Origin of the sequence: Paenibacillus alba, from assembly GCF_013204855.1 — a bacterium.
Taxonomy (GTDB): Bacteria; Bacillota; Bacilli; order Paenibacillales; family NBRC-103111; genus Paenibacillus_E; species Paenibacillus_E alba.
Window position 1 is genome coordinate 1 of sequence record NZ_JABMKZ010000066.1, and the last position, 22893, is coordinate 22893.

Genomic DNA, 22893 nt, shown 5'->3' on the forward strand with positions numbered 1-22893 from the left:
AGCTACCTTGATCCGTTGCTCATCATAAAGGATATTGCTTTTCATACATCTCATTCCCCCTCACCAATATTGTACCTTATTGCATATTGATGACTCCAATCTAATTAGGGGGCTTCAGAGCTTTTCACCATGTGCAGTGAGTCATTAGCATTCAACAACACGGAAACCTGCGAAAATGCAGGCTTTTTTGGTGAAATCTTGAAAAATACGGAAATTCCTGCGAAAATGCAGGCTTTTTCTGCTTTTTCTGGTGTAGATGAACATATCGCCCTCAAAGGATGCATAAATGCAGGAATTTCGGAGTTTTCCCTATTCTGAAGCAGAGAAAACTGCATTATCGCAGGTTTTTACTCCAACATTAGTCACCTTGTCGCTGGTGCTGTGTAGCTTGCATCACGATCATCTAGGTACTGTTTGAGACTATTCTAAATTTTAACGTGAGTATCTTTACAACAAAGCACAATTAACATACGATTTCAGCAAACACATTCTGTTAATAGTTTTATACAGAGTGCTCGCTAACTTTATAAGGACTATTTAAAGACTTGTCTTTAAAATAAATCCTGATTAAAATAGCAGAAAGAAGATTATTTTTTAGAGGATGGAATAGATATGTCAGAGAGCAAGATTCGCATTGGTATTATAGGTTTGGATACGTCGCATGTTGTTGCCTTTACGGAATTACTGAATGATCAGAATCATGCTTATCATGTTCCGGATGGAGAAGTAACGATTGCTTTCCCGGGAGGTTCAGCCGATTTCGAAATGAGCTATTCGCGTGTTGAGGGATTTACGGAGAAGCTGCGCAATCAATATGGTGTGAAGATCGTGGATTCCCTTGAAGAAGTTGCTGCGAATTGCGATGCCATTCTGCTCGAGTCCGTAGATAGTCGGGTGCATTTGGAGCAGTTTCAACGTATTGCTGCATACGGTAAACCTGTTTTTGTTGATAAGCCTATGGCCCTTTCATGGGTGGATGCCAAAGCAATGTTTGAATTGGCGAAGTTGCATGGCATATCCGTAATGAGCTGCTCTGCACTGCGCTATGCGGAAGGATTAACCGAGGCACTGCTGGAAACAGAGGGTGGTCCTGTGTTTGGCATGGATTGCTACGGACCGATGGCGCTGCAAGCGACGCAGCCGGGATTGTTTTGGTATGGGGTGCATACGGTAGAGATGCTGTTCCAAACGCTGGGCAAAGACTGCAAGCAGGTATCAGCTGTGACCAATGAGGATCATGATTTCATTACAGGCGTGTGGGCGAATGGCAGTATCGGGACGATCCGTGGCAATCGCAAAGGCAATACTGAATTTGGTGCTCTGCTGCATAGGGAAAACAAAACACAATTTATAGATATCTATCAACATCCCAAATCGTATTACGCCAGTTTATTAGAAAAGATTATGTCGATGTTTCAGTTGAAAAAAGCAGATATTGATTCGGATGAAACTTTGCGAATTATCCGTTTTATGGAAGCAGCGAATGAAAGCCGAGCAACCGGTTTGCCTGTGAATTTGTAAAATCAGAAAGGATGAGTCGCACATGCAAAAAGCAGAATTACGGGTAGCGGTGCTCGGTGCTGGGATTATTGCCAAACAGCATTTCGATGCGATTCAAGCAACCAAGGGGCTTGTGGCTTGTGCGGTTGTCGATTATGTGGTGGAAAAAGCAAATGAAATTGCTGATCTCTATTCGATTAAAGCCTACAGCGATTACAAAGCGATGATCGAACAGGAACAACCGGATATTGTGACGATCGCGCTTCCTCATTATTTACATAAAGAGACAGCCATTTTTGCGGCTGAACATGGCTGTCATATCATGTTGGAAAAGCCAATGGCATTGTCTGTAGCGGAATGCGATGAGATTATTGAAGCCGGACGGAAAGCAGATATTCGTATTCTGGTCGGACATACTCAGCATTACATGGCGGAGAATATCCAGGCCAAAAGCCTGATCCAAAGCGGGGCCATAGGCAAGCTGGTAATGATTCACGATGTCCGGAATATCCATTATTTTCAAGCTTCGCGTCCGCAGTGGTTTCTGGAAAAAGAAAAATCAGGCGGCGGCATTCTAGCCAATCTAGGTACACATTCCATTGATAAAATACAGTGGCTATCGGATCAATCCGTTCGCAAACTGCGAGCATCGACTAGTCACTATGGAAGCCGTGGAAACGTGGAAGGCAGCGGGATGATTTATTTGGAGCTGGAGGAAGGGATTCCCGCCACAATTGTTCAATCCGGCTATGTAGGTGCTTCGCGCAATGAAACAGAAATTATTGGCACGGAAGGCATGCTTAAGCTCGTTACAGGCGATAGTTTGTGGATCAGCCAAGATGGTGGTTATGTGAAGCTGGAGGCGGTGGGGACGACGAAGCCGTTTGAACTGCAATATTCCGATTTGCTTGCTGCCATAAGGAATCACAGTGAAACTAGCTGCACACCTGCTTATGCGCGCGGAGTGATAGCCGTGCTTGAGGCTGTATATCGCTCAGCAGAAACAGGACAGGAGCAGGTTCTTATTGAGGAATAGAATTAGGCTGAATGAACTGTCAAAGCAGCAATAACGCTGTCTTGGCAGTTTTTGCTTTTGTGTTTTGTGAAAAGGAATTGTGTAAATTGCCATGTTGGCGAATCTAAAGCGCCTTTTTTCATGTATCTACATATCTGCTCAGGCAAATGCCAAAGCGGTGTCATACACTGCCTAGAAGGGACGAGTGCGATGAGAGGAAGTGTTTCGTTACATGAAAAAGAGAACCTACAAGTCTAAGAAAAGACGATCTGGGAACATGGAAATCACACAGGCGACTGCACAAATTAGCCAGGTTATGAATAAGGTGCCGGTCGTCATCGTTTTAACCGATGGAAGCTGCTACTATGGAATGGTTCGTGATGTGCAAGGTCAAGAGGTGCTGTTTGAAGGTGTGAAGGGCCAGAAAAAGCTTCCGAAGAATTCGAGTAAAGCTAAAGCGAGCATCTCTGGTTTAGGCGGCTTGCTTAGTATGTTCGGAGGTGGAGGTTCCGGTGGTCTTGGCGGATTATTGGGCGGTCTAGGCGGAGGGGCTGGAGCCGGGGCTGGAGCTGGCGCTGCTGCTGCGAGTGGAGGCGGAGGCTTCCTAGGGAAAATTGGCGGGTTCATGAAATTTGGCATGGGGATGCTTAAATTTATTATGCCATTGATGAGTGGCTTTGGTATTTAAATGAAGTTAGGCGTAATCTAGCTAAATTCACTGGGCTTAGACGAAATCCGGCTTAAATTGAACCCTCGAGGGAACTATGTTCCCTTATTCATCGTTCAAACAGCCAATTGGTTAGTCAGACGGAACTACGGTACGCTAATTTGTCTAATTTGCTGGAATATCACGGTGAAGAGGTGAAATAAGGGATCGTACTTCCCTTTCAGCTGCAAATATTCGATTTTGAGTCAATTAGCGGATCATAGTTCACTTTGGGTAAATCTTATAAGGGCTGATAAGAGAAGGCGGACGTGAGTCCGGCCTTCTTTTCCTGTTATCCACGACTATATGGCGACTTTGCTTTTGAGTTCATGTTACTATGGAAGCTGAATGCGGCGATTACTTTTATTTCGCGCCATCATAATACGTATGGGTTCACAGGCTGTAAGCAGTATACGACAGATCAGCTGCGGCTGGGGCTGCCTGAAGGCGTACCGTTATTTCCCGGGCAATCTGTTCTGCTTGGAGGGGAAACGGGGCTGCATGCGTTGGAGCGTACTTTTCATGAAGGTGCCGAATATTTGTTTCGGAAACGGATAGATCCAAAGTGTTATGCAGGGAAAATCAAGCCTTCCCAAGCTGGAAAAGACAGCCGGATCGCAATCTAACAGTTTGAAATTTAAGCAATACGAATGTGGCTATATTTCCTCCATTGGAAGCTTTACGGGCCGGAATTGTGGAAATTAGATTGAATGAGATGGCTGAGCCTGCCAAAAAGGCCGGCTCAACTCGTGAATGAAGGAGCTGTTCTCAAGTAGTGTATCTACTTAGGGGACAGCTCCTTTTCACGTAAGAGCCTGTTCTAAATTCATAATTTCATTCATTTAAATTCACGATTTCATCCATCCCGTTGGAGAAATCGTCAGCGCTCGCTGCTGAAATGATCATGCGGTTTTGGTTTTTGCTCATATCGAGGACCGCTAAATTCCCGTAGTCTTAAGGGAGAGATGCATCTCACAATTTCTAGCCTACTATTGGAGGGTCCACGAATGAAGAAAATGTTAGCTTCTACGGTGGCCGTAATGATGATGGGAACAACGCTTATTGCTTGTTCCACGCCAACGGAAACCAAAACAACGAATACGGATACGCAGTCATCGGCAGCGGCTGCAGCAGTATCGTATCCGATAAAAACGAGCAAGACGCTTACGTACTGGGGCGAGATGAATGGCAATTTGACCGGTGTAAAAACAGCGCACAGCGAGGTGCCGTTCTTCCAAGAATGGCAGAAGAAAACAGGAGTTCCGCTTAAATTCACTGCGCCTCCGACGGGGCAAGTAAAGGAAGCACTTAATGTGATGCTGGCTTCCGGCGATTTGCCGGATATGATCGAGTACAACTTCCTCACCGATTTCCCAGGGGGGCCGGAGAAAGCGATTAAAGATGGCTATATTCTCAAGCTGAATGACCTGATTGATAAAAACGCGCCTAATCTAAAGAAATATTTGAAAGAGCATCCAGAGGTCGATAAGTTAATCAAAACAGATAACGGCAGCTATTATGCGTTTCCTTTTATCCGGGGCGATGAGTACTTGCAAGTATTCCAAGGACCTATTATTCGCAAAGACTGGCTTGATGAGCTAGGGTTGCCGGTTCCAGAGACGATCGATGAGTGGACTGCGGCATTAAGAGCATTCAAGGAGAAGAAAGGCGCAGCAGCTCCTCTGTCATTTGTGAGTAAACCGCGTTTCTTCAATGAGTCATACAATGGCGCATTCCTTGGCGCATTTGGCGTGAATCGCAACTTCTACATTGAGAATGGCGATATTAAATTCGGCCCGGCAGAAAGCGGATTTAAGGATTATTTGACCCTTTTCCGCCAATGGTACCAAGAAGGCTTGCTGGATAAAAACATTGCTACCGCGGATACCAAAGCGCTTGATGGCGGTTTTGCTTCAGGGGCGACGGGAGCGAGTATCGGAAATGCCGGAGGCGGAATCGGCAAATGGCAGCCGCTTGTTCAAGGCAAGGATCCGAAAGCGCAGCTGGTAGCGGCACCTTATCCGGTCCTAAAGAAAGGCGATACGCCTAAATTCGGTCAAAGGGCCTCCGCTTTTGATTCCGGCGGTATGGTTGCAATCTCCACGAAAGCAAAAGATCCGGCGCTTGCCGTTCAATTGCTTGATTATGGTTATAGCGATGAAGGTCATATGTTTTTCAATTTTGGTACTGAAGGCGTTAGCTATAACACAGAGAACGGGTATCCGAAATATACGGACCTGCTGTTGAAAAATCCGGATAAACTAGCGCCGGCGCAAGCCATTTCCCTCTACACACGAGGCAGCTACAACGGGCCGTTCGTGCAGGATAAACGATATGCCGAGCAATTCTTTACAATGGCAACTCAACGGGAGGCCGTGAACGTTTGGAAGAAAACAGATGCAAATAAATACAGTCTGCCGCCAATTACGCCAACACCGGAAGAGAGCTCGGAATTCGCGAAAATTATGACGGATGTCAATACTTTGGTCGATGAAATGACACTGAAGATTATTTTGGGCAATGAGAAAGTGGATCAATTTGATTCCTATGTAGCCAAAATGAAATCATTAAAGCTGGATCGTGCGATTGAAATTCAAAAAGCGGCGAATGACCGGTTTAATAAACGATAAGAAAACTTCATACGAGGGAGGGCCGTGCTGCCCTCTCTATCCGTTTGCATAGAGGTGAGGAAGAGAATGGCCAAGACACAGCCACTGCAAAGCACACAAACAAGCAGAACCAAATCTAGCACCAATAAGTATGTGCGTGATTTTATACTTAATAAATATTTGTATCTCATGATGATTCCTGTATTAGCTTATTATGCTGTTTTTCACTATGCCCCTATGTACGGCGCATTGATTGCTTTTAAGGAATACTCGCCTATGAAAGGGATTTTGGGCAGTGAATGGGTAGGCTTTGCCCATTTCAAAGATTTTTTTGGCAGCTACTACTTTTGGCGGATTTTAAAAAATACGATTGTCATTAGTCTTTATTCGTTAGTTTTTGAATTTCCTGCTCCCATTATTTTGGCGCTGCTCATTAATGAAGTTCGCAGCAAAATGTTTAAGCGTGTCGCACAGACAATTACGTACATGCCTTACTTTATTTCACTCGTCGTGATTTGCGGGATTATTACGGATTTCACCAATGCTGACGGTATAATCAACAGGCTGTTTATGCTCTTTGGCTATGATGGACAAGCTATGCTTCAGAAGCCCGAGTTGTTTAGATCCATCTATATCCTGTCAGAGATTTGGCAGCGAATCGGGTGGGAATCCATTATTTATATTGCTGCGTTAATGAGTATTGATCTAGAACAATATGAAGCCGCGCGAATGGATGGAGCCAGCCGTTGGAAGCAGATCATGTATATCACGCTGCCAGGCATTATGCCAACGATTGCGATCATGTTTATTTTGCGAATGGGCAATCTGCTGAATGTCGGTTTTGAGAAAATTATTTTGCTCTACAATCCAGTGACATATGACACCGCAGACGTTATTTCGTCGTTCGTGTACCGGAAAGGTTTGCTGGAATTCGGATGGAGCTACAGCTCGGCAGTAGGCTTGTTTAACTCCGTTATTAATCTCGTGTTGTTGATTACAGCCAATTATATTAGCCGTAAAGTTAATAAAAGCAGTTTATGGTGAGGTGAAAGTTGTGAAAAAAGGACTAAGTTTGTTTGAAAGGCTGTTCGATATTGGTATTTATGCAGTGCTCATATTTCTTGTAGTTGTTACCATATATCCGCTGCTCTATGTGGTTATGGCTTCTTTAAGCGACGCCAGTCAACTTATTGCTTTCAAAGGCATTTTGTTCAAACCGCTTGGTTTTAGCATTGAAGCTTACAAAAATGTAATGAGCAATCCCGGAATTCTGATCGGTTACAGGAACACCTTGTTTATTCTCGTTGCGGGCGTAGTGGTCAACCTATTTATGACCGCGCTTGGCGCTTACGTGCTTTCCAGAAAAAATGTGATCTGGAATAAAGCTTTTATGATGATTATCGTCTTTACGATGTTCTTCAATGGTGGACTTATTCCCTTGTATCTCGTTGTTAAAAATGTCGGTCTACTAGACTCGCTATGGGCAACGATCATTCCGTTTTCTATCGGTACGTTTAATTTGATCATTATGCGTACAGCATTTATGGGGATACCGGACAGCTTGGAGGAATCGGCCAAAATTGACGGTGCAAACCATTTTACCATTTTGTTCCGCATCATCATTCCGCTTTCCATGCCGGTAATTGCTGTTATGATTTTGTATTACGCGGTGGACAAATGGAATGGTTGGTTTTACGCCTCCGTGTTTATCAAAAGCCGGGAGCTATTCCCCTTGCAGCTTGTGCTTCGTGAAATTCTCATCTCGAACTCGACGGATGGCATGTCCGCTGGCGCAGATGCCGGGGACCGCTTCCAGATGGCAGAAACAATTAAATACGCAACGATTGTAGTAGCGACATTACCTGTGCTGTGCATTTATCCGTTCGTCCAACGTTTCTTCGTCAAAGGGGTCATGGTTGGTTCGTTAAAGGGCTAACTTTCCTGCAAAATGCTGTTAAAACAGTTTCCAATAGACTTTTTGTCAATCGAATTCCTCATTTTGGACATTCCTCCCTCTGCAATTGTTGATATAATGAGATGAAGTGGAGACAATCCCTTCAGACATTTATCCATCTTACATAGGGAGGAGAACCATGTGAATCTCCGTTTTCTTTGGCAGAAGCGAAAAAGTATCATTTTTACTTGGCTCATCTCGTATAGCGCTGTTTTGTTTATTCCGATGATCATGAGTCTAATTATTTACTCACAATCCAGTGAAGCGTTGAAGAGTGAGATCCACCGGGCCAATGATTCTTTGCTGAAGCAAGTTCGTTATTCGATAGACACTCAGATTGATTTGATGAAGCGGTTGAACATGGAAATTTCCTGGAATACGAAGCTTCAGACGTTAATGTATTCTACGAAGCAGTCGAGTGATGCCCAATTCCTAGCTTATCAGCTAGTGAAGGAGTTTCGCATGTATCAAACTTCGTATGCGACCATTGATGAATTTTATGTTACATGGGATCAGGAATCGGCTGTTCTCAGGCCTGGCAATATTAGAGATAAACAAACGGCTTTCGATACGATTCACAACACAGGCACGCTTCGTTACGAGCAATGGCTGGACATGATTAATCATGCTGCCAATAACGAGTTCGTGCTGCTGCCTCACGTCGATTCTGCCAGTCCCCAAAGTGCGATCGCTTACATTACCCACTTGCCTAAGGATCTAAATGGGAAACAGGCGGGTACAGTCGTCGTTATGGCCGATATGGAGCGCTTTCAAAAAGCGATGGAAAGCATTTCGCTTTTTAACGGCGGTCAAATTCTCATTCTCAATCATGACAATCAGGTTCTAATGTCCAATCTACCTGTGACGGATCAAGACAACCTCATCCTGCAGCAATGGATGGATCGTGATCATGTGATGGTGTCACCGTCAGGGAATGGAGATTCAGAGCTTTTCTATATTCAATCCGAGATTTCAGATTTGAAGTATGTGTTAGTCATTCCAAGCAATATCTATTGGCAAAAAGCCGAATATGTTCGCAAATTCACCTATATCAGCATTTTTATCAGCTTAATGGGCGCTGGTGTTCTAACTTGGTTCTTCTTGCGTCGGAACTATTCGCCTATTCAACAGCTCGTGAAATCGCTCTCTGACAAGAATACAACGGAAGAACGAACGGACTGGAATGAATTGCATTTTATCCAAAAAGAAATCTTTAATACGCGCGACGAAAAGGAGCGCATTGCTTTGCAATTGCAGTCCCATCATAATGTACTGCGTTCTAATATGCTCAGTCGTTTGATGAAAGGCAAGATGGACACCTTAGTTTCCTATGAAGAGGCCTTCAAGTCATTTGATATCGAATTAAGCTCAAACAAGTTTGCTGTCATTTTATTCGCAGTGGAAAATCATGAAAGTCTATATGGCAATCTGCCCGGCATGGATATGAATGAGAGACGCAAGCTGATCCAATTCATCATTACGAATGTCGTGGAAGAATTAGTCGGACAACGGCAGCATACAGGCTATGTGGCTGAAATGGACGAAATGATGGCTTGTTTGATCAATTTTGAGGATGCAGGCACATCAGATTGGAGAGAGGATCTTAACTGGATCGCCGCCGAAGCGCAGCGTTTTCTGACGCGGTTTCGAATGGATTTAACCGTATCGATTGGCGGTATTCAGAGCACTCTCGCTGGGGCGGCAGTTGCCTACCAAGAAGCGATGGATGCAATGGAATATAAGATGATCCTCGGTAAAAGGGAGATTATCACTTACGATGATCTTCGCAGAGATGCAGACGATAAGTCTCAGCTCGGCTACTATTACCCCCTGCAGGTGGAGCAGCAAATTATCAATCTCATCAAAGTTGGGGATTATAGCCAAGCCTCTGCCTTCATGAATGACGTCACAGAGCGTAATTTCAATAAGCCGTTCGTGTCCTTAACGCTGGCCAAATGTCTGATTTTCAACTTAGTAGGTACGATGGTGAAAGCCATTAATGAGCTTGGAGAAGGCGATAGCGGCATTTTGGACGATAACCCTCTGTGGATGGAGAATATTATCGCGTGCGACACGTTCGCAGAAATGCAGCATGAGCTTCAGACGTTGCTTCAAGAGGTGTGCGGGTTTGCCGCTGCCAAAGTGGAATCGAATCAGTCCAAAGAGCGGACAGAAACGCTGCGTGATCTCATCGCGAAGGTCATGATGTACATAGCGGAGCATTATCATGATGCGAATTTGAATGTCAATACGATCGGTGAGCGCTTCGAGCTGAAGGGCAGCTATGTATCCAAATTATTCAAAGAGCAAACCGGGGACGGTTTGCTGGATTATATAAGCAAATATCGGATTGATCAAGCGAAGAAGATGATGGCCAGCCGGAAAGACTCCATCTCGGAGATCGCCAAAATTGTTGGCTATAATGAAGTGGCAACCTTTATCCGGGTCTTTAAGAAATACGAGGGAATTACGCCAGGCAAATTTAAAGAAATGGGCTGAGATGTTTGAGATCAGCAGCAGGGGTAGGGAGGAACACATGATGCGCCAAAAAGCCTATACAGGGATTATGTTGTTGGCCATCGGGGTCGGTTTATTGACAGCATGCTCAAACTCCAAAGAGAACATCGAGGCCATCTCTGAGTCAAAATCAAGCACGTCCAAGCTGAGTTATTGGGCTGAGCTTAACGGCAATGCCGGCAGTGTAAAGCCAAGCTTTCAGGATGTTCCTTTCTTCCAGGAATGGCAGAAGCGAACAGGCGTCCAGCTCAAATTCCTGCAGCCTCCGGCGAATCAAGCGAAAGAAGCCATGAATGTGCTGCTAGCCTCCGGCGATTTGCCGGATATGATGGAATACGAATGGAATCAGTTTCCCGGCGGCCCTGTCAAAGCGATTCATGATGGCTATATTATTCGGCTCAATGAATTAATTGATCAGTATGCGCCGAATTTGAAGAAATTTTTGAATGAGCATCCGAGTATAGATAAGCAGATCAAAACCGATGATGGCAGCTATTACGTTTTTCCTTTTATTAGAGGCGATGATCAGCTGCGCACCTACCAAGGACCGATCATTCGCAAGGATTGGCTGGATGAGCTGGGGCTTGCGATGCCAACGACGATCGATGAATGGCATACGGTGCTGCAAGCTTTTAAGGAGAAAAAGGGGATTGAAGCTCCGTTAACTTTTCTTGGCGTGCCCAGCGCTCTTTTTGGGATTGAAGGAGGGGGCTTTGTTGGTGCCTACGGCATTAAAAAGTCATTTTATCTTGACGAAGATCATGTTAAATTCGGGGCAATCGAACCCGGCTACAAGCAGTTTCTGGCGACTTTTCACCAGTGGTATAAGGAAGGTCTGATCGATAAAAATATTGCAACAGTCGATACGAAAACGATGGATGCCAACATGATGTCGGGGCGCAGCGGAGCAACGATTTGGAATGCAGGAGCTGGTCTGGGGAAATGGCAGCCGATTGTTCAAGCGAAAGATAGGAAGGCTCAGTTGGAGCCTGCGCCATATCCCGTGCTGAAGAAAGGCGAAAAGCCCAAATTCAGCCAAAGAAGCTATGCCTACGAAGGGACGGGGGGCGTCGCGATTTCGAGCAAGAGCAAACATGCGGTGGAAGCGGTGAAGCTGCTGGATTACGGCTATGGGCCTGAGGGGCATATGCTGTTTAATTTTGGCGTCGAGGGGACCAGTTACAAATGGGTTAATGGGTATCCGACCTATACAGATCTCATCCTGCAGAATCCAGACAAGCTTGCGCCTGCGCAAGCGCTGGCGATGTACAGTCGTGCGAGCTATTTCGGTCCCTTCGTTCAGGATATCCGCTATATGGAACAAGTGTACACGCTGCCGCAGCAGAAGAAAGCTGTCCAAATTTGGTCAGACACGGATGTTGATCGCAGCATTTTGCCGCAAATCCCCAAAACGGAGCTGGAGAACGCGGAGCTTTCCTCCATTATGAACGACGTTACGACGCTTGTGGATGAGATGTCGCTTAAAATAATTCTAGGCGTTGAATCTGTGGATACTTTTGATCGGTATGTCCGTCAAATCAAAGCTTTGCAAATTGATCGAGCGATTCAAATTCAGGAGCAAGCGCTGGAGCGGGATCGCAAACGATAATTGGTAAAAATTGGAGCATGGAAAGGGGCTGCGGAGGCAGCCCCTTTCTGGCGTTTACCGCAAGGTGTGATGATAAAAGCTGCCTCTGCACGCAGTTGCGCCACTTTTGAATGACCAAGATAGAGGTTTTCACATTAATTTTTTGGAATTACCGGTACTTCTGGCGTGATCGCAGGATTCACTTCAGGGGGCTGTTCCGGTGTTATTTCCGGTAGTTGTTTGGGCTGAATCTCTGGTGTTACCTCCGGCTTTATTTCAGGGATGACCTGTGGGGGGATTTCCGGGTTCTTTTTCGGCTCATCTCGATTGTAAGTCGTTTCCATATTCATGATGGACACCTCCTCTTACATGATCATTAACCCAAAATGGGCAATCAGAATCTTCCAAAGCTGAATTGTCCGCTTAATAAGTGAATGAATGTTACTAATTCAGGCAATAAGGGTAAGGCATAGAGAAGGCTTGTAATCATGTAAAAGAGGAGTGGACCCCGATGAAACAGATGGTCAAGAAGGTTGCGTTTCTATTGGCAGAAGGCTATGAAGACTCCGAGATGAAAAATCCCTATGAGGCTTTAACGCAAAATGGCAACGAGGTTGTAATCATCAGTCTGGACAAAGGAGCAGTTCTGAACGGGAAAAAAGGTACAATCTCCTATACCTCGCATCTAGCTGCAGAAGAAGCGGATGCTGGGGATTATGTGGCAATTGTGATCCCAGGAGGGAAGTCACCGTCTATATTGCTCGAGAATGAACATGTACGGTCATTCGTTCAAAAGGCTGATCAGGCAGGTACGACGATCGCAGCAATCTGCCATGGCCCTCAAATCCTCGCAAAAGCGGGCCTGCTGCAAGGCAGGACGTTGACTTCCTATCCCGGTATCGCGGACGAAGTGCGTGAGGCGGGGGGAACTTTTGTCGATAAGGAAGTGGTTGTAGACGGTAATTTGATCACGTCTCGCACACCGGCGGATGAGCCCGCATTTATCCAAGAAATCATTGATCGCGTGGGTGTCGCTGCCTACTAAAATGGTAGGAACGAGACAAACCTCAAAAAGAAGTGCATCAGCCGAGGGCTTGTGCACTTCTTTTTGGCATGTGTACGCTTAGCCGGCCGAAAAGGCCGCCTCAGCAGGTGAAAGCAACTATCGGGCGAGTTCCTTACGTACAATTGGTGCAACTTTGGTGCCTAGCAGCTCGATAGCACGTAATACTTCACGATGGGGCATTGTGCCGACATTGACATGCAGGAAGAAACGAGTAACCCCCAAATTTTTGCGCAGCAAGATAATTTTTTCCGCCACATATTCTGGATCGCCCACGTAGAGAGCACCTCGAAGGCTGCGCGCAGCATCATAAGTTGCACGGTTGTAACTTTGCCCCCAGCCTCGTTCGCGTCCGATGACATTCATCTGGGCCTGTGTTGATGGGAAGAAGAGATCGGCAGCCTGCTCTGTTGTCTCTCCAACAAAGCCGTGGGAATGCGTCGCAATGGGCAGCTTGCTTGGATCGTGCCCGGCCTTTGCCGCAGCTTCTTTGTAGAGTGCGACTAATGGAGCAAAACTCTCCGGCATACCGCCGATGATCGCGAAGGCGATCGGAAGTCCAAGCATGCCCGCTCGCACTGCGGATTGAGCATTCCCGCCGCTTGCAATCCATACGGGCAGTGGGCTCTGCACGGAACGGGGGTATACGCCAAGGTTGTGGATGGCAGGACGATGTCCGCCACGCCAAGTCACTTTCTCGGAGGCTCTGATCGCCAGCAGCAGTTCCAAGTTCTCTTCAAACAATTCGTCATAATCTTCAAGGCTGTGCCCAAAAAGCGGGAAGGATTCGATAAAAGAGCCACGTCCTGCCATAATTTCGGCTCTCCCGTTCGAGATGCCGTCCAGCGTTGAGAATGCCTGATACACACGTACCGGATCGTCGGAGGACAACACAGTAACGGCACTGGTAAGCCGAATTCGCTTGGTCATAGCAGCGGCTGCGGCTAATACTACGGCAGGTGAGGTGCCCGCGTAATCTGCCCGATGATGCTCGCCAATCCCATAGACATCCAGACCAACTTGATCAGCCAGCACGATTTCTTCAACCGCATTGCGCAGTCGCTCAGCGTGGCTCATGATTATTCCTGTCACCGGATCCGGTGTTGTTTCCAAAAATGTACTGATTCCTATTTCCATACTCGTTGCCAAATCGGTCATTAAGACTCGCCTCCTTCACTATCTATAGTTTACTCATTTTTTTATGGTTTCTCAAATTTAGTAAGCAAGAAACGGGGAAATGAGTACTAGGAAGCTCTTGAGGCAACTAATCTTGGCTGCAAATGAAATAAGCCGCCGGCTGTAGGCCGGACGGCTTTTCTAAAACATAGCAGCTTAAATGGATTGCAGGTACTCGGAGAGACGATCCCAGGTTTCTGTGATTCCTTGCTCCATACCCATTTCCATAACGGTTTTGAGTGCTTCTTCTGAAGCGTATCTTGCGCGGCTAATGAGCTTGGTTTGGCCGTCTTGCTCTACAAACGTCATGGTAATATGAGAGGAGGGCAAGCCATCTGCTACATTTCCTTCAGCATCTGAGAAGTAATCCACATAAACGATTTTCTCAGCTTCCACAATCTCCTCGTAGACTGCTTTTGCCCATGATTCAAAACCATAGAAATCACCTTGATTCTTATCCATACATTTCATGCAGTAATGCCAAATGCCACCTGGGCGAAAATCTACGGTACATACGGTGACTTCCCAGCCGCGCGGCCCCCACCATTGCTTCAGGTGTTCAGCTTCGGAGAAAGCTTTGAAAACCAGTGCTTGCGGTGCATTGAAAACCCGTTCCAATATAAGTTCTTGACCTTCTACTTTGGTAATCATTTTGCTCGACATGCTACATTCCTCCTAAAATTTAGTTTTTCTTGTTTTCTTTTGCCTTCAATTTCTGCAAGTATTGTTCCAGAGCTTCGAAACGCTCCTCCCAGACAGTCCGGTAAGTTTCGAGCCAAGCATCCAATTCTTGAAAAGGGTCCAATCGGAGCTTGTAGTTCCGGCGATTAGCCTCAGCCTGCACCTCGACAAGTCCGGCATCCAGAAGAACTCGCAGATGCTTCGATACTTGCGGCTGCTGGAGCTGAAGCCGATCAGTGATATCTCCTACCGTCAGGGGACCGTCAAGCAGGAGCTCCACAATACGTAAACGATTAGGTTCGGCAAGCGCGCTAAAAGTTGTTATATCCATCGTGTGGGCCTCGTTCTCTTTAAATCTTAACGTTCTAACAATTTAAATATACTCTAAAAGGAATATTCCTGTCAAGGAATATTCAAAAGAAAAATCAAGCAATTACTATAAACGCGAAAAACCAAGATTAGGCTATATTTCCGTTAACGAGTTTTTTTGAAGATGTCTTGCCATGAAACAGTAGGCCGAGTAGCCGGATATCCATTTTGCTCACGATAGCGTTTACGCTCGTCCGTAAAATCAAACCAAGTTCTTTCACTAGTTGGATGATTGGCATAATGGACCATACAGCGGAAAGAATCCTCTAAACACGGATCCTCCCAATAACCGCATTGCTCTTCCCAGCGGTTAATTAATTCCTCACCACTTGTCTGTTTGATGTCTTCAAGGGAGTAGAAACCCATTTGTACAATACGCTCAGATACCTTTGGACCAATAGATGGAACGGATTGGAACTCAGCCAACCCTCGCAGATATTGAGCTCTTTCTATGGAGGTCTGCAAATAAAAGGCGAGCTCGGACAGCTCCATAAGAGCAATGTCGTTAAGCTTTACTTTGGAAGCTTTTAAACGCTGCTTTTCTTCAGGTGTTAGCGGAAGCTCGGGAGGGGAGGGCTGCATACGATTACCTTTTTTAAATGACATTAGAATCTCCTTTTTGGGAAAATATAGGCGTATGAGAGCTAAGTATCTATATTATAGCGGGGGTAAACTTGAAAAAACTAGTGTGTATGATGACGATTGTTGCTTTATTGACTGTGTTTCACGTACATTCGGTTGAGGCATTTGATGGTGCAGAGGTGTTTGATATTCAGAAGGGCGAGGTTGTTGCAACGATAAAGAACTCGCCAAGTTTGCAAAGCGAGGTTGCTAAATGGTTGTCTTCTATTTCAGGGCCGGTGGAATCGCTCCATATTGAGCCTGACAGGGGGCTTGGATTTCTGGAAGAGAATCATCTCTATAAACCAGAATTAAACCTTAAAATCCCGAGTGTGGCTGAAAGATGATCTTCAGGATCAATAAAGAGGTTAAACAGAGCGAACCCTGTTTAACCTCTTTATTATTTCTGTTAGGCGATACGGAAACGAGCCAAAATTTCCTGCAGCTCATCCGCCATAGCCGAGAGAGATTGCGCGGCGACTCTGACTTCTCCCGTTGTTTCGAGCTGATTAACAGCAGAGAGGGAGACATCTTGGGAGGAGGCAGCTGTTTTTTGGGCAATGGATGCAACCTGCTGCACCGAAGCCGTAATTTCCTGAGCACCTGCCGACATTTGCTGGGAGGTTGCGGCCATCTCTTGAATTTGTGAAGCTACAAGAGAAGTGGATTGTAAAATTTCTCCGAAGTTTTGCTCTGTTTTCTGAACGAGCAGAATACCGGTTTGTACTTCGTTTTTCACATGGCCAAGAGCATCGCCGGAATCATGAATAGTATCTTGAATTTCACCGAGAAGGGTAGATATTTCTCCAGAGAATTTACTCGATTGTTCGGCCAGCTTGCGGACTTCGGCAGCGACGACGGCGAAGCCACGTCCCTGCTCGCCAGCTCTTGCTGCTTCAATCGCTGCGTTCAGTGCAAGAAGATTCGTTTGTTGGGAAATGTCTTGAATGGCTCCTAAGATTTGACCGATCTCTTGTGATTTAGTTTCAAGCAAAGTCATGACCTGATCTGTTTGATGAACGGATTGATGAATGGACTCCATTTGGTGCACGGTGTTCTGTACATACGTTCCGCCAGCTTCAGCCTGCTGTTTGGTAAATTCAACGGATTCCGCGATGGAGGAGGCATTCTCTGCCATCCGATAAATGCCGGAGCCTACTTCCTCCATGGAACGTGAGGTTTCTTCCATTGTCAGTGTTTGTTGGTCAGCGCCGCTGGCAACTTCTTTCACGGTTATTGTAATTTGCTGCGATACTTCCTGCATGTCGATAGAGCTGGACTTCAACTGTTCCGCTGAAGAGGAGACACTTTGCGCATGCCCGTTTATCGTATGGATCATATCTCTCATATGCTCGGTCATTTGAGTAAAGGAAATACTAAGTTCGCCGATCTCGTCTTGTCGTTGAAGGGAGATATCGTGAACGGAAAGATCGCCTGACGAAATGCGTTTGGCGGCAGCACTCATCGCAATAATCGGTTTAGAAACATGCCTTGCAATCAAGAACGAAATGGCTAAACCAACAATGATAGCTATTGTGCTCAGAGCGATAATCCAAGTGATGCCCGTTTGATAGGAATTATCTAGATTCGTAGCCCATTCATCCGTCTGTTCTTGTATTTTTTTGGTAAACATTTCAATTAAGATACTGCAGCCGCCGAGACTCGAATCGGACTGCTGAATAAGTCTCATTCCTTCAATACCGTGTTTTTCTGCCGCAGCAAGCGTTGCGGGGAAGCCATTGGCATATTGCGACCACTGATCTTTAAACACTTTGAGCAGTTGGGCATCTTTCTCATTTTGCGGGATAGCATCAAGGCGAGTAACCTTCTGTTGGATCTCCTCAAACAAGGATTGTGCTTTACTCGATGGGGAAGTGCTGTCTTCTGTTGCGCCGCCTGCTAAGCTGGACTCGCTCAGCGATGTATTATTTTGCATATTAAGCTGAATGCGCAGCATAAGATCATCCAGATTTTTCAGATCATGATTCAAATTAGCAAGCAGGATGACCTGGGGTAAGCCGGTTTTCGTTGTTTGCTTGGCTGTCTCTCCCATAGATGTCATTTTGCTGATGGATGTCATACTAATAGCGGATAGGAGAAGTAGAACAATTACAAAGCTAAAAAACAGTTTCTTGTACAGCGTGAGTTTCATTATGCATAGCCTCCGAAGTCTCTCTTTTTTTGTAAGGGGTCATGTTTTCCCTTTGTTTGGATATGTTTATTCTTATCTTATTTCGACGAATCGTGTCGAAAATGTTATAGTTTCCTATAATTTCCTTGGGAAAGGGTTTACAATTGGGGTAAGATGGTTAATTTAGCTCATCTCCAATCATAAAGAGAGAGGTGGCTGAAACATGACGAAACCTATCTTGCTAGATGAAATTGAAAGCTTTCGATCACAACTAAATAAACTCGTACAGGATCATAATTTAAATGAATTGCTAGATCCTAATGTTATTCGATTGAGTCAGGAACTAGACGACTTAATTGTTAGTTTTACGGTGGATAACCAACCTCTGGAATTCTCTTATAGCAACAAATGAATAATTGTAGAGTCTATGAAAAGCCCTTAACCTTTCAAAAAGGTGAGGGTTTTTCTTTTGATAAATAAAATCAACTGCCGCGGCTGAAGATGTATAACATGTATCAAGCAACGGGTACAATACCTTTTACTGGGAGTACTAAGAATCGGTAGGTGAGGGCATGCATCATTCCATACAAGATGTTAGGACCTACTTTCAGGCAGAATTTGCAAGTGCCAATGATTTCATCATACATACGTTAACTTGGAATCAAAAACCGATTGATATTGTGTATGTAGCAACTTTAGTAAGTGAAGAAATGATCCAAGATGGGGTGTTGACACCTCTAAATCACACCAAACAGGGACAGTTTTTGCAAACGATTGGATTAGGACAAATGCAGGTTACCTGTCTGCTGGAGCAAGCCGTTGAGGCGTTATTAAGAGGGTTTTGCGTTATTTATTTCGACGATGACTCCGATTTGTATCTCTTTCATACCCCTTCTAGCTTTCAGAGAAGCATTACAGAGCCAGTCAATGAGAAAGTATTAGGCAATTCTCATGAAGGATTTATTGAACGGTTGGATATTAATTTGCACTTAATTCGCAAGAAAGTAACGTCCAAGCAATTAGCCATACGGTATGTCCATGTGGGTCTGGAAGCCGATACCAAATTGGCGATTGTGTACATGGATCAGCTTGCGAACCCGGATATTGTGGCGGAGATCGAGAAGCGGATTGCCGACATACGCATTGACTATATTTCATCGGTGGGAATTGTGGAACAATTCATCGAGGACACGCCGTATTCCCCTTTTCCACAAGTGCTAAGTACAGAAAGAGTTGACCGCGTATCGGCGAACCTGATGGAGGGGCGTATTGCTTTGCTGGCAGACGGTTCCTCGAATGCGATTATTCTTCCAGTCAGCTTCTTCGCATTTTATCAATCGCCGGATGATTACAATCTGCGCATTCTCAATGGCAGTTTTTTTCGGTTGCTGAGAGTCTCCAGCTTTTTTATTGCGATTACATTGCCGGCCGTCTACATCGCGGTTGTCAGTTTTCATTTTGAGACGATTCCCAATGAGTTAGTGCTGCCTATGCAGAATGCAGTGCTGGATATACCCTTTCCACCCATTATGGAAGCAATGTTGATGGAGTTAACCGTGGAGCTGATTAGAGAAGCGGGTCTGCGATTGCACTCGGCTGTTGGTCAAACGATCGGTGTTGTTGGGGGATTGGTAATTGGAGATGCGATTGTCAGAGTGGGACTTGTCTCCAACATTATGATTGTTGTTGTGGCACTAACAGCGATATCCTCCTTTGTTGTGCCTTCTTATGAGTTTCGTGAAACACTGCGAATCCTCCGATTTCCGATTATGATTCTATCTGCATCCTTTGGTTTTCTGGGGATCGTATTTGGTTTATCCATCCTTTTGATTCATATGTGCAAGCTGGAAGTACTTGGAGTGCCTTACTTCTATCCACTGTCACCCCTAAATTGGAAAGGTCTGAAAGATTCCTTTATTCGGTCGTCCATCTGGCAAATGAATGAAAGGCCACTAGATAGTCGCCCCCAGAAAAAGTGGAGGAATTTGTTTTTGAGAGGCTCGGTGAAACATGGGAGAAGCAAAAAATAAGATCACATCGACACAGTTAGCCTTCTTTACGATCCAAACAGCTATTGGGGAAGGCGCGCTCACTTTACCTTATAGTTTACATACGGTATCAGCTGGCGACGGCTGGATTTCTTTGATTTTGGCAGGCATTACGTCACAAATCGTTATCGTTCTTATTTGGCAAATATGCAGGAAATACCCAGAACTGACTCTCATCGAAATTTTGCCCAAGCTGGTGGGGAAACCCATTGGAATGGTAATCAGCTTATTATTCGTCGCATATTTCACGGCCTTAGCGAGCATTGTGCTTTTAAATTATACCAAAATCATTTCTTCTTGGGTTTTCCCGACGACACCCAGATGGATCATCATGACCATAATGATGTTCACGACCTATTATTTAGCCAAAGAAAGCTTGCGGATGATTGCACGTTTTGAAGTGCTCATGTCGAGTATTTTGGTTATTCTCATGGGCTTAATCTTATTTCCTTTATTTAAAGGGAACGCGCTGTATCTGCTGCCTATCGGCATATCGGGAAGCTGGGATATTATCAAAGGGGTCGAAAATGCGGCCATTGCTATGGCTGGTTTTGAGCTGATGTTCGTTGTATATCCTCTGATTCAATCAGGGGAGCGAACCATACTCAAAACGATGATGTTATCCTATTCGATCGTGACCTTATTTTATTTGCTTATCGTCATCGCATGTTTTATATTTTTTAGTTCGGATGAGCTTGATATCGTGCCGGAGCCTGTCCTTTATATGCTCAAAGCCGTTTCTTTTCGATTTTTTGAGCGAACTGATCTCATCTTTCTGTCTTTTTGGATAACGATTGTCATGACGTCTATTGCGAACTATGTCTTTTTCGCGGCTGCGAGTATCCAGAAACTGCTCAAGGTGAAGCAACCCTCTTTGGTAACTCTAATCGTGGTCATCATTTGTTGGTTGCTTGTTGTGTTGCCCAGCGATTTCTTGTTGATTGAGAGGCTCAATGCATGGTTTTCGAGAGTTACCTTGATTATGATTTATGGATTGCCGATTCTCTTATTTGCGATTTCAGCCTGGAAGCATAGAAAAATGAAGACGGTGGTAGAATGAGAATTTGGCATAAGGCTTTCATCGGGATTCTAGCAATCGCCGGTTTAACGGGGTGCTGGGATCAAACGTTGCTAAAAGATGTAAGACTCATTCTGAACACGGGTTTGGATGAGGGGCCCAACACGAATATGAGGACGACTTTTGTCGTGGTGGATAAAAAAAGCCTGCCTCGTTTGATGTATGCAGATGGCTATACAGCGAGAGAAACGAGAGGCAATCTGGCTAAGCAGCTAACGAGGGTACCGGATACCTCGAAGAACCGATTGGTCGCCATTGGTGAGAAAATGGCTAAAAATAAGCTGGTTACTATTTTAGACGTCTTTTATCGAGATCCCAAAAGTGCATTAAGCGCGAAAATTGCGATTATCGAAGGGGAAGCCAAGGATTTCTTGGCCCGTGAGCATAAGCATAAGCCGAATTTGATCGTTAACTTAGACAGGCAAGTGATCAGTGCTGAGAAGGCCACCATTGTTCCAATTGTTAATTTGCAATCCATTTTAAAGCTCATCCATGATCCAGGGCAAGATATTGTAATTCCTTATATGGGACCTGGGGATTCTGGGGGTGTTGTGAAAGGAGTCGCGCTCTTTAGCAACCAGTCGCTTGCTGGGTTCTTATCCGATAGCGAGTCGCCGATTTACTTATTGTTGGCTGGACAGATGGGGAAAACCGCTACATTTAGTTTGAAAACCAAAAAAAATAAGGCTCTCGGGAGCCTTATTACCTTGCGAGTGTACAAATCCAAAAGTCACATGAAACTTACTGTCCTTAATCATCAAGCCCATGTTGACATTCAAGTGAACATGCAAGCACAAGTGGAGGAATTTCCTCAGAATCATTTGTCGGATGAAAAGAATGTTAGAAGCCTGAACGAGCTTATTTCCGCTGAAATGACAGAAGAGGCGGTCAAAGTCGTTCAAAAGCTTCAGCAGATGAATTGTGATGCTTTGGGAATTGGCAGACAATTGATCGCCTTTCATCACGATTATTGGAAAACACTGGATTGGGACTTCGTGTATCCGACAATTCAAATAGATCCTCATGTACATGTCAAATTAACGAGACCTGGCATCATTAATTGAGTCGAATCTTTCGTACGAATGGACCGGGCGGCTAGCCTTCTTGCTTAGCTTCCCGGTCATTCTTTGTCTTTCTTTTGCAGTTGCGCCAAGTAATCGTCCAGCCGATCAAATCTTTCTTCCCACATGCGGCGGAAAGATTCCAGCCAGTCGCTCATTTCCATGAGCGGTTGAGGCCGCAGTTTATAAATACGCCGATTGGCGCTCGGATGCACTTCAACGAAACCGCAATCACTTAATACACGAAGATGTTTGGAAACTTGCGGCTGTGCCAGCCCAAGTCGTTCGGCTATTTCACCCACAGTGAGCGGGCCGTCACGTAAGAGCTCGACAATGTGTAAGCGGTTGGGCTCGGCAAGCGCACTCAAAGTTGTAATTTTCATGCCCATCGTACCGATCTCCCTTCTATCTAAATATACCGCGCTTAGAATATGCCTGTAAAGGAATGGCTAAGTTTAAATGAAATAATTTGTCTTAGTAGAGCGTCTCATTGTACACTCTTCGTGTCTTGAGCAGCCATTGAGAGCAAATTCCTGCTATTGTGCATCCTTTTGCGGCTAGAAATGGGCAGTAGGAGTGGATTCCTGCGATTATACATCTTTTTCCGTCTGAAAGTTGATTTCAGGAAGAAAACACTTAAAATTCCTGCATAATCGCAATAGCTTTGCATCAAACCTAACATGGAAATCCGAAAAAAGTATCGTCTAAATAATTTATAATTACTACCTAAATATGGGATTAATTGATGTATTTATCTGGACGATGCACAAAAAAAC

At 45.0% G+C, this 22893-nt stretch carries 23 protein-coding genes; 16 read left to right on the forward strand and 7 right to left on the reverse strand.

The features are described 5' to 3' along the window. The first annotated feature begins 129 nt into the window (after positions 1 to 129). From HQN90_RS37015 to HQN90_RS37060, 10 genes are all read left to right on the forward strand, one after another. A complete protein-coding gene (locus HQN90_RS37015; RefSeq protein ID WP_173227827.1) occupies positions 130 to 318 on the forward strand; it encodes a hypothetical protein in 189 nt (62 codons plus the stop codon). 294 nt (positions 319 to 612) lie between these two features. After that, the gene (locus HQN90_RS37020) at positions 613 to 1521 is read left to right on the forward strand and encodes a Gfo/Idh/MocA family protein (RefSeq protein ID WP_173227828.1); all 909 of its coding nucleotides are present in this window, start codon (positions 613 to 615) and stop codon (positions 1519 to 1521) included. Between the two features lie 22 nt (positions 1522 to 1543). After that, on the forward strand, positions 1544 to 2536 hold the full coding sequence (locus HQN90_RS37025) for a Gfo/Idh/MocA family protein (RefSeq protein WP_173227829.1): 993 nt from the start codon (positions 1544 to 1546) through the stop codon (positions 2534 to 2536). A 211-nt stretch (positions 2537 to 2747) separates the two neighbouring features. After that, a complete protein-coding gene (locus HQN90_RS38405; RefSeq protein ID WP_216855569.1) occupies positions 2748 to 3203 on the forward strand; it encodes a hypothetical protein in 456 nt (151 codons plus the stop codon). A 287-nt stretch (positions 3204 to 3490) separates the two neighbouring features. Further along, the gene (locus HQN90_RS37035) at positions 3491 to 3847 is read left to right on the forward strand and encodes a hypothetical protein (protein WP_173227830.1); all 357 of its coding nucleotides are present in this window, start codon (positions 3491 to 3493) and stop codon (positions 3845 to 3847) included. A 381-nt stretch (positions 3848 to 4228) separates the two neighbouring features. Then, a complete protein-coding gene (locus HQN90_RS37040; RefSeq protein ID WP_173227831.1) occupies positions 4229 to 5851 on the forward strand; it encodes an extracellular solute-binding protein in 1623 nt (540 codons plus the stop codon). A gap of 66 nt (positions 5852 to 5917) precedes the next feature. Beyond that, positions 5918 to 6874 carry an ABC transporter permease gene (locus HQN90_RS37045; protein WP_173227832.1) on the forward strand — a complete coding sequence of 319 codons (957 nt, stop codon included), beginning with the start codon at positions 5918 to 5920 and terminating at the stop codon, positions 6872 to 6874. Positions 6875 to 6884: 10 nt separating this feature from the next. Then, the gene (locus HQN90_RS37050) at positions 6885 to 7766 is read left to right on the forward strand and encodes an ABC transporter permease subunit (protein WP_173227833.1); all 882 of its coding nucleotides are present in this window, start codon (positions 6885 to 6887) and stop codon (positions 7764 to 7766) included. A 159-nt stretch (positions 7767 to 7925) separates the two neighbouring features. Continuing rightward, complete coding sequence (locus tag HQN90_RS39800; protein WP_338042440.1) at positions 7926 to 10283, forward strand: helix-turn-helix domain-containing protein; 2358 nt, start codon at positions 7926 to 7928, stop codon at positions 10281 to 10283. A gap of 37 nt (positions 10284 to 10320) precedes the next feature. After that, entirely contained in the window at positions 10321 to 11910 is a 1590-nt protein-coding gene (locus HQN90_RS37060; RefSeq protein ID WP_173227834.1) for an extracellular solute-binding protein, read from the forward strand. Between the two features lie 134 nt (positions 11911 to 12044). Here HQN90_RS37060 and HQN90_RS37065 read toward each other — a convergent pair whose 3' ends face one another. Further along, a complete protein-coding gene (locus HQN90_RS37065; RefSeq protein ID WP_173227835.1) occupies positions 12045 to 12239 on the reverse strand; it encodes a hypothetical protein in 195 nt (64 codons plus the stop codon). A gap of 161 nt (positions 12240 to 12400) precedes the next feature. Here HQN90_RS37065 and HQN90_RS37070 point away from each other — a divergent pair, with 161 nt between their 5' ends. After that, positions 12401 to 12934 (forward strand): type 1 glutamine amidotransferase domain-containing protein, encoded by a 534-nt coding sequence (locus HQN90_RS37070; RefSeq protein ID WP_173227836.1) that lies wholly within the window; start codon positions 12401 to 12403, stop codon positions 12932 to 12934. Between the two features lie 117 nt (positions 12935 to 13051). On the opposite strand, the gene HQN90_RS37075 is transcribed toward HQN90_RS37070, so the two are convergent. From HQN90_RS37075 to HQN90_RS37090, 4 genes are all read right to left on the reverse strand, one after another. Further along, the gene (locus HQN90_RS37075) at positions 13052 to 14110 is read right to left on the reverse strand and encodes an LLM class flavin-dependent oxidoreductase (protein WP_173227837.1); all 1059 of its coding nucleotides are present in this window, start codon (positions 14108 to 14110) and stop codon (positions 13052 to 13054) included. A 174-nt stretch (positions 14111 to 14284) separates the two neighbouring features. Beyond that, on the reverse strand, positions 14285 to 14791 hold the full coding sequence (locus HQN90_RS37080; protein WP_173227838.1) for an SRPBCC domain-containing protein: 507 nt from the start codon (positions 14789 to 14791) through the stop codon (positions 14285 to 14287). Positions 14792 to 14810: 19 nt separating this feature from the next. After that, positions 14811 to 15140 carry an ArsR/SmtB family transcription factor gene (locus HQN90_RS37085; protein ID WP_173227839.1) on the reverse strand — a complete coding sequence of 110 codons (330 nt, stop codon included), beginning with the start codon at positions 15138 to 15140 and terminating at the stop codon, positions 14811 to 14813. Positions 15141 to 15283: 143 nt separating this feature from the next. Then, on the reverse strand, positions 15284 to 15784 hold the full coding sequence (locus HQN90_RS37090) for a helix-hairpin-helix domain-containing protein (protein WP_246363016.1): 501 nt from the start codon (positions 15782 to 15784) through the stop codon (positions 15284 to 15286). 68 nt (positions 15785 to 15852) lie between these two features. On the opposite strand from HQN90_RS37090, the gene HQN90_RS37095 reads away from it, so the two are divergent. After that, the gene (locus tag HQN90_RS37095) at positions 15853 to 16146 is read left to right on the forward strand and encodes a hypothetical protein (RefSeq protein ID WP_173227840.1); all 294 of its coding nucleotides are present in this window, start codon (positions 15853 to 15855) and stop codon (positions 16144 to 16146) included. Between the two features lie 62 nt (positions 16147 to 16208). Here the strand turns inward: HQN90_RS37095 and HQN90_RS37100 are convergent, their stop codons facing one another. Then, a complete protein-coding gene (locus HQN90_RS37100; RefSeq protein ID WP_173227841.1) occupies positions 16209 to 17951 on the reverse strand; it encodes a methyl-accepting chemotaxis protein in 1743 nt (580 codons plus the stop codon). Positions 17952 to 18153: 202 nt separating this feature from the next. On the opposite strand from HQN90_RS37100, the gene HQN90_RS37105 reads away from it, so the two are divergent. The 4 genes from HQN90_RS37105 (at position 18154) to HQN90_RS37120 (ending at position 22120) form a co-directional block, all read left to right on the forward strand. Beyond that, a complete protein-coding gene (locus HQN90_RS37105; protein WP_173227842.1) occupies positions 18154 to 18342 on the forward strand; it encodes an aspartyl-phosphate phosphatase Spo0E family protein in 189 nt (62 codons plus the stop codon). 160 nt (positions 18343 to 18502) lie between these two features. Continuing rightward, positions 18503 to 19960, forward strand: a complete 1458-nt coding sequence (locus tag HQN90_RS37110; RefSeq protein ID WP_173227843.1) for a spore germination protein — start codon at positions 18503 to 18505, stop codon at positions 19958 to 19960. Beyond that, positions 19941 to 21038, forward strand: a complete 1098-nt coding sequence (locus tag HQN90_RS37115) for a GerAB/ArcD/ProY family transporter (RefSeq protein WP_173227844.1) — start codon at positions 19941 to 19943, stop codon at positions 21036 to 21038. Before HQN90_RS37110 ends, HQN90_RS37115 begins: the two co-directional genes overlap by 20 nt. Continuing rightward, on the forward strand, positions 21035 to 22120 hold the full coding sequence (locus HQN90_RS37120; protein WP_173227845.1) for a Ger(x)C family spore germination protein: 1086 nt from the start codon (positions 21035 to 21037) through the stop codon (positions 22118 to 22120). The genes HQN90_RS37115 and HQN90_RS37120 overlap by 4 nt, the downstream gene beginning before the upstream one ends. 56 nt (positions 22121 to 22176) lie before the next feature. On the opposite strand, the gene HQN90_RS37125 is transcribed toward HQN90_RS37120, so the two are convergent. Beyond that, positions 22177 to 22506 carry an ArsR/SmtB family transcription factor gene (locus tag HQN90_RS37125; RefSeq protein ID WP_173227846.1) on the reverse strand — a complete coding sequence of 110 codons (330 nt, stop codon included), beginning with the start codon at positions 22504 to 22506 and terminating at the stop codon, positions 22177 to 22179. Between the last annotated feature and the right edge of the window lie 387 nt (positions 22507 to 22893).

Bases quoted from the DNA above. Each gene is read 5' to 3' on its own strand.
- HQN90_RS37060 (WP_173227834.1), top strand. From the start codon at position 10,321: ATGATGCGCCAAAAAGCCTATACAGGGATTATGTTGTTGGCCATCGGG.
- HQN90_RS37070 (WP_173227836.1), top strand. From the start codon at position 12,401: ATGAAACAGATGGTCAAGAAGGTTGCGTTTCTATTGGCAGAAGGCTAT.
- HQN90_RS37080 (WP_173227838.1), bottom strand. From the start codon at position 14,791: ATGTCGAGCAAAATGATTACCAAAGTAGAAGGTCAAGAACTTATATTG.
- HQN90_RS37125 (WP_173227846.1), bottom strand. From the start codon at position 22,506: ATGGGCATGAAAATTACAACTTTGAGTGCGCTTGCCGAGCCCAACCGC.
- HQN90_RS37110 (WP_173227843.1), top strand. From the start codon at position 18,503: ATGCATCATTCCATACAAGATGTTAGGACCTACTTTCAGGCAGAATTT.
- HQN90_RS37120 (WP_173227845.1), top strand. From the start codon at position 21,035: ATGAGAATTTGGCATAAGGCTTTCATCGGGATTCTAGCAATCGCCGGT.
- HQN90_RS37040 (WP_173227831.1), top strand. From the start codon at position 4,229: ATGAAGAAAATGTTAGCTTCTACGGTGGCCGTAATGATGATGGGAACA.
- HQN90_RS37015 (WP_173227827.1), top strand. From the start codon at position 130: ATGTGCAGTGAGTCATTAGCATTCAACAACACGGAAACCTGCGAAAAT.
- HQN90_RS38405 (WP_216855569.1), top strand. From the start codon at position 2,748: ATGAAAAAGAGAACCTACAAGTCTAAGAAAAGACGATCTGGGAACATG.
- HQN90_RS37025 (WP_173227829.1), top strand. From the start codon at position 1,544: ATGCAAAAAGCAGAATTACGGGTAGCGGTGCTCGGTGCTGGGATTATT.
- HQN90_RS37115 (WP_173227844.1), top strand. From the start codon at position 19,941: ATGGGAGAAGCAAAAAATAAGATCACATCGACACAGTTAGCCTTCTTT.
- HQN90_RS37085 (WP_173227839.1), bottom strand. From the start codon at position 15,140: ATGGATATAACAACTTTTAGCGCGCTTGCCGAACCTAATCGTTTACGT.
- HQN90_RS37100 (WP_173227841.1), bottom strand. From the start codon at position 17,951: ATGAAACTCACGCTGTACAAGAAACTGTTTTTTAGCTTTGTAATTGTT.
- HQN90_RS37105 (WP_173227842.1), top strand. From the start codon at position 18,154: ATGACGAAACCTATCTTGCTAGATGAAATTGAAAGCTTTCGATCACAA.
- HQN90_RS37090 (WP_246363016.1), bottom strand. From the start codon at position 15,784: ATGTCATTTAAAAAAGGTAATCGTATGCAGCCCTCCCCTCCCGAGCTT.
- HQN90_RS37075 (WP_173227837.1), bottom strand. From the start codon at position 14,110: ATGACCGATTTGGCAACGAGTATGGAAATAGGAATCAGTACATTTTTG.
- HQN90_RS37045 (WP_173227832.1), top strand. From the start codon at position 5,918: ATGGCCAAGACACAGCCACTGCAAAGCACACAAACAAGCAGAACCAAA.
- HQN90_RS37065 (WP_173227835.1), bottom strand. From the start codon at position 12,239: ATGAATATGGAAACGACTTACAATCGAGATGAGCCGAAAAAGAACCCG.
- HQN90_RS37020 (WP_173227828.1), top strand. From the start codon at position 613: ATGTCAGAGAGCAAGATTCGCATTGGTATTATAGGTTTGGATACGTCG.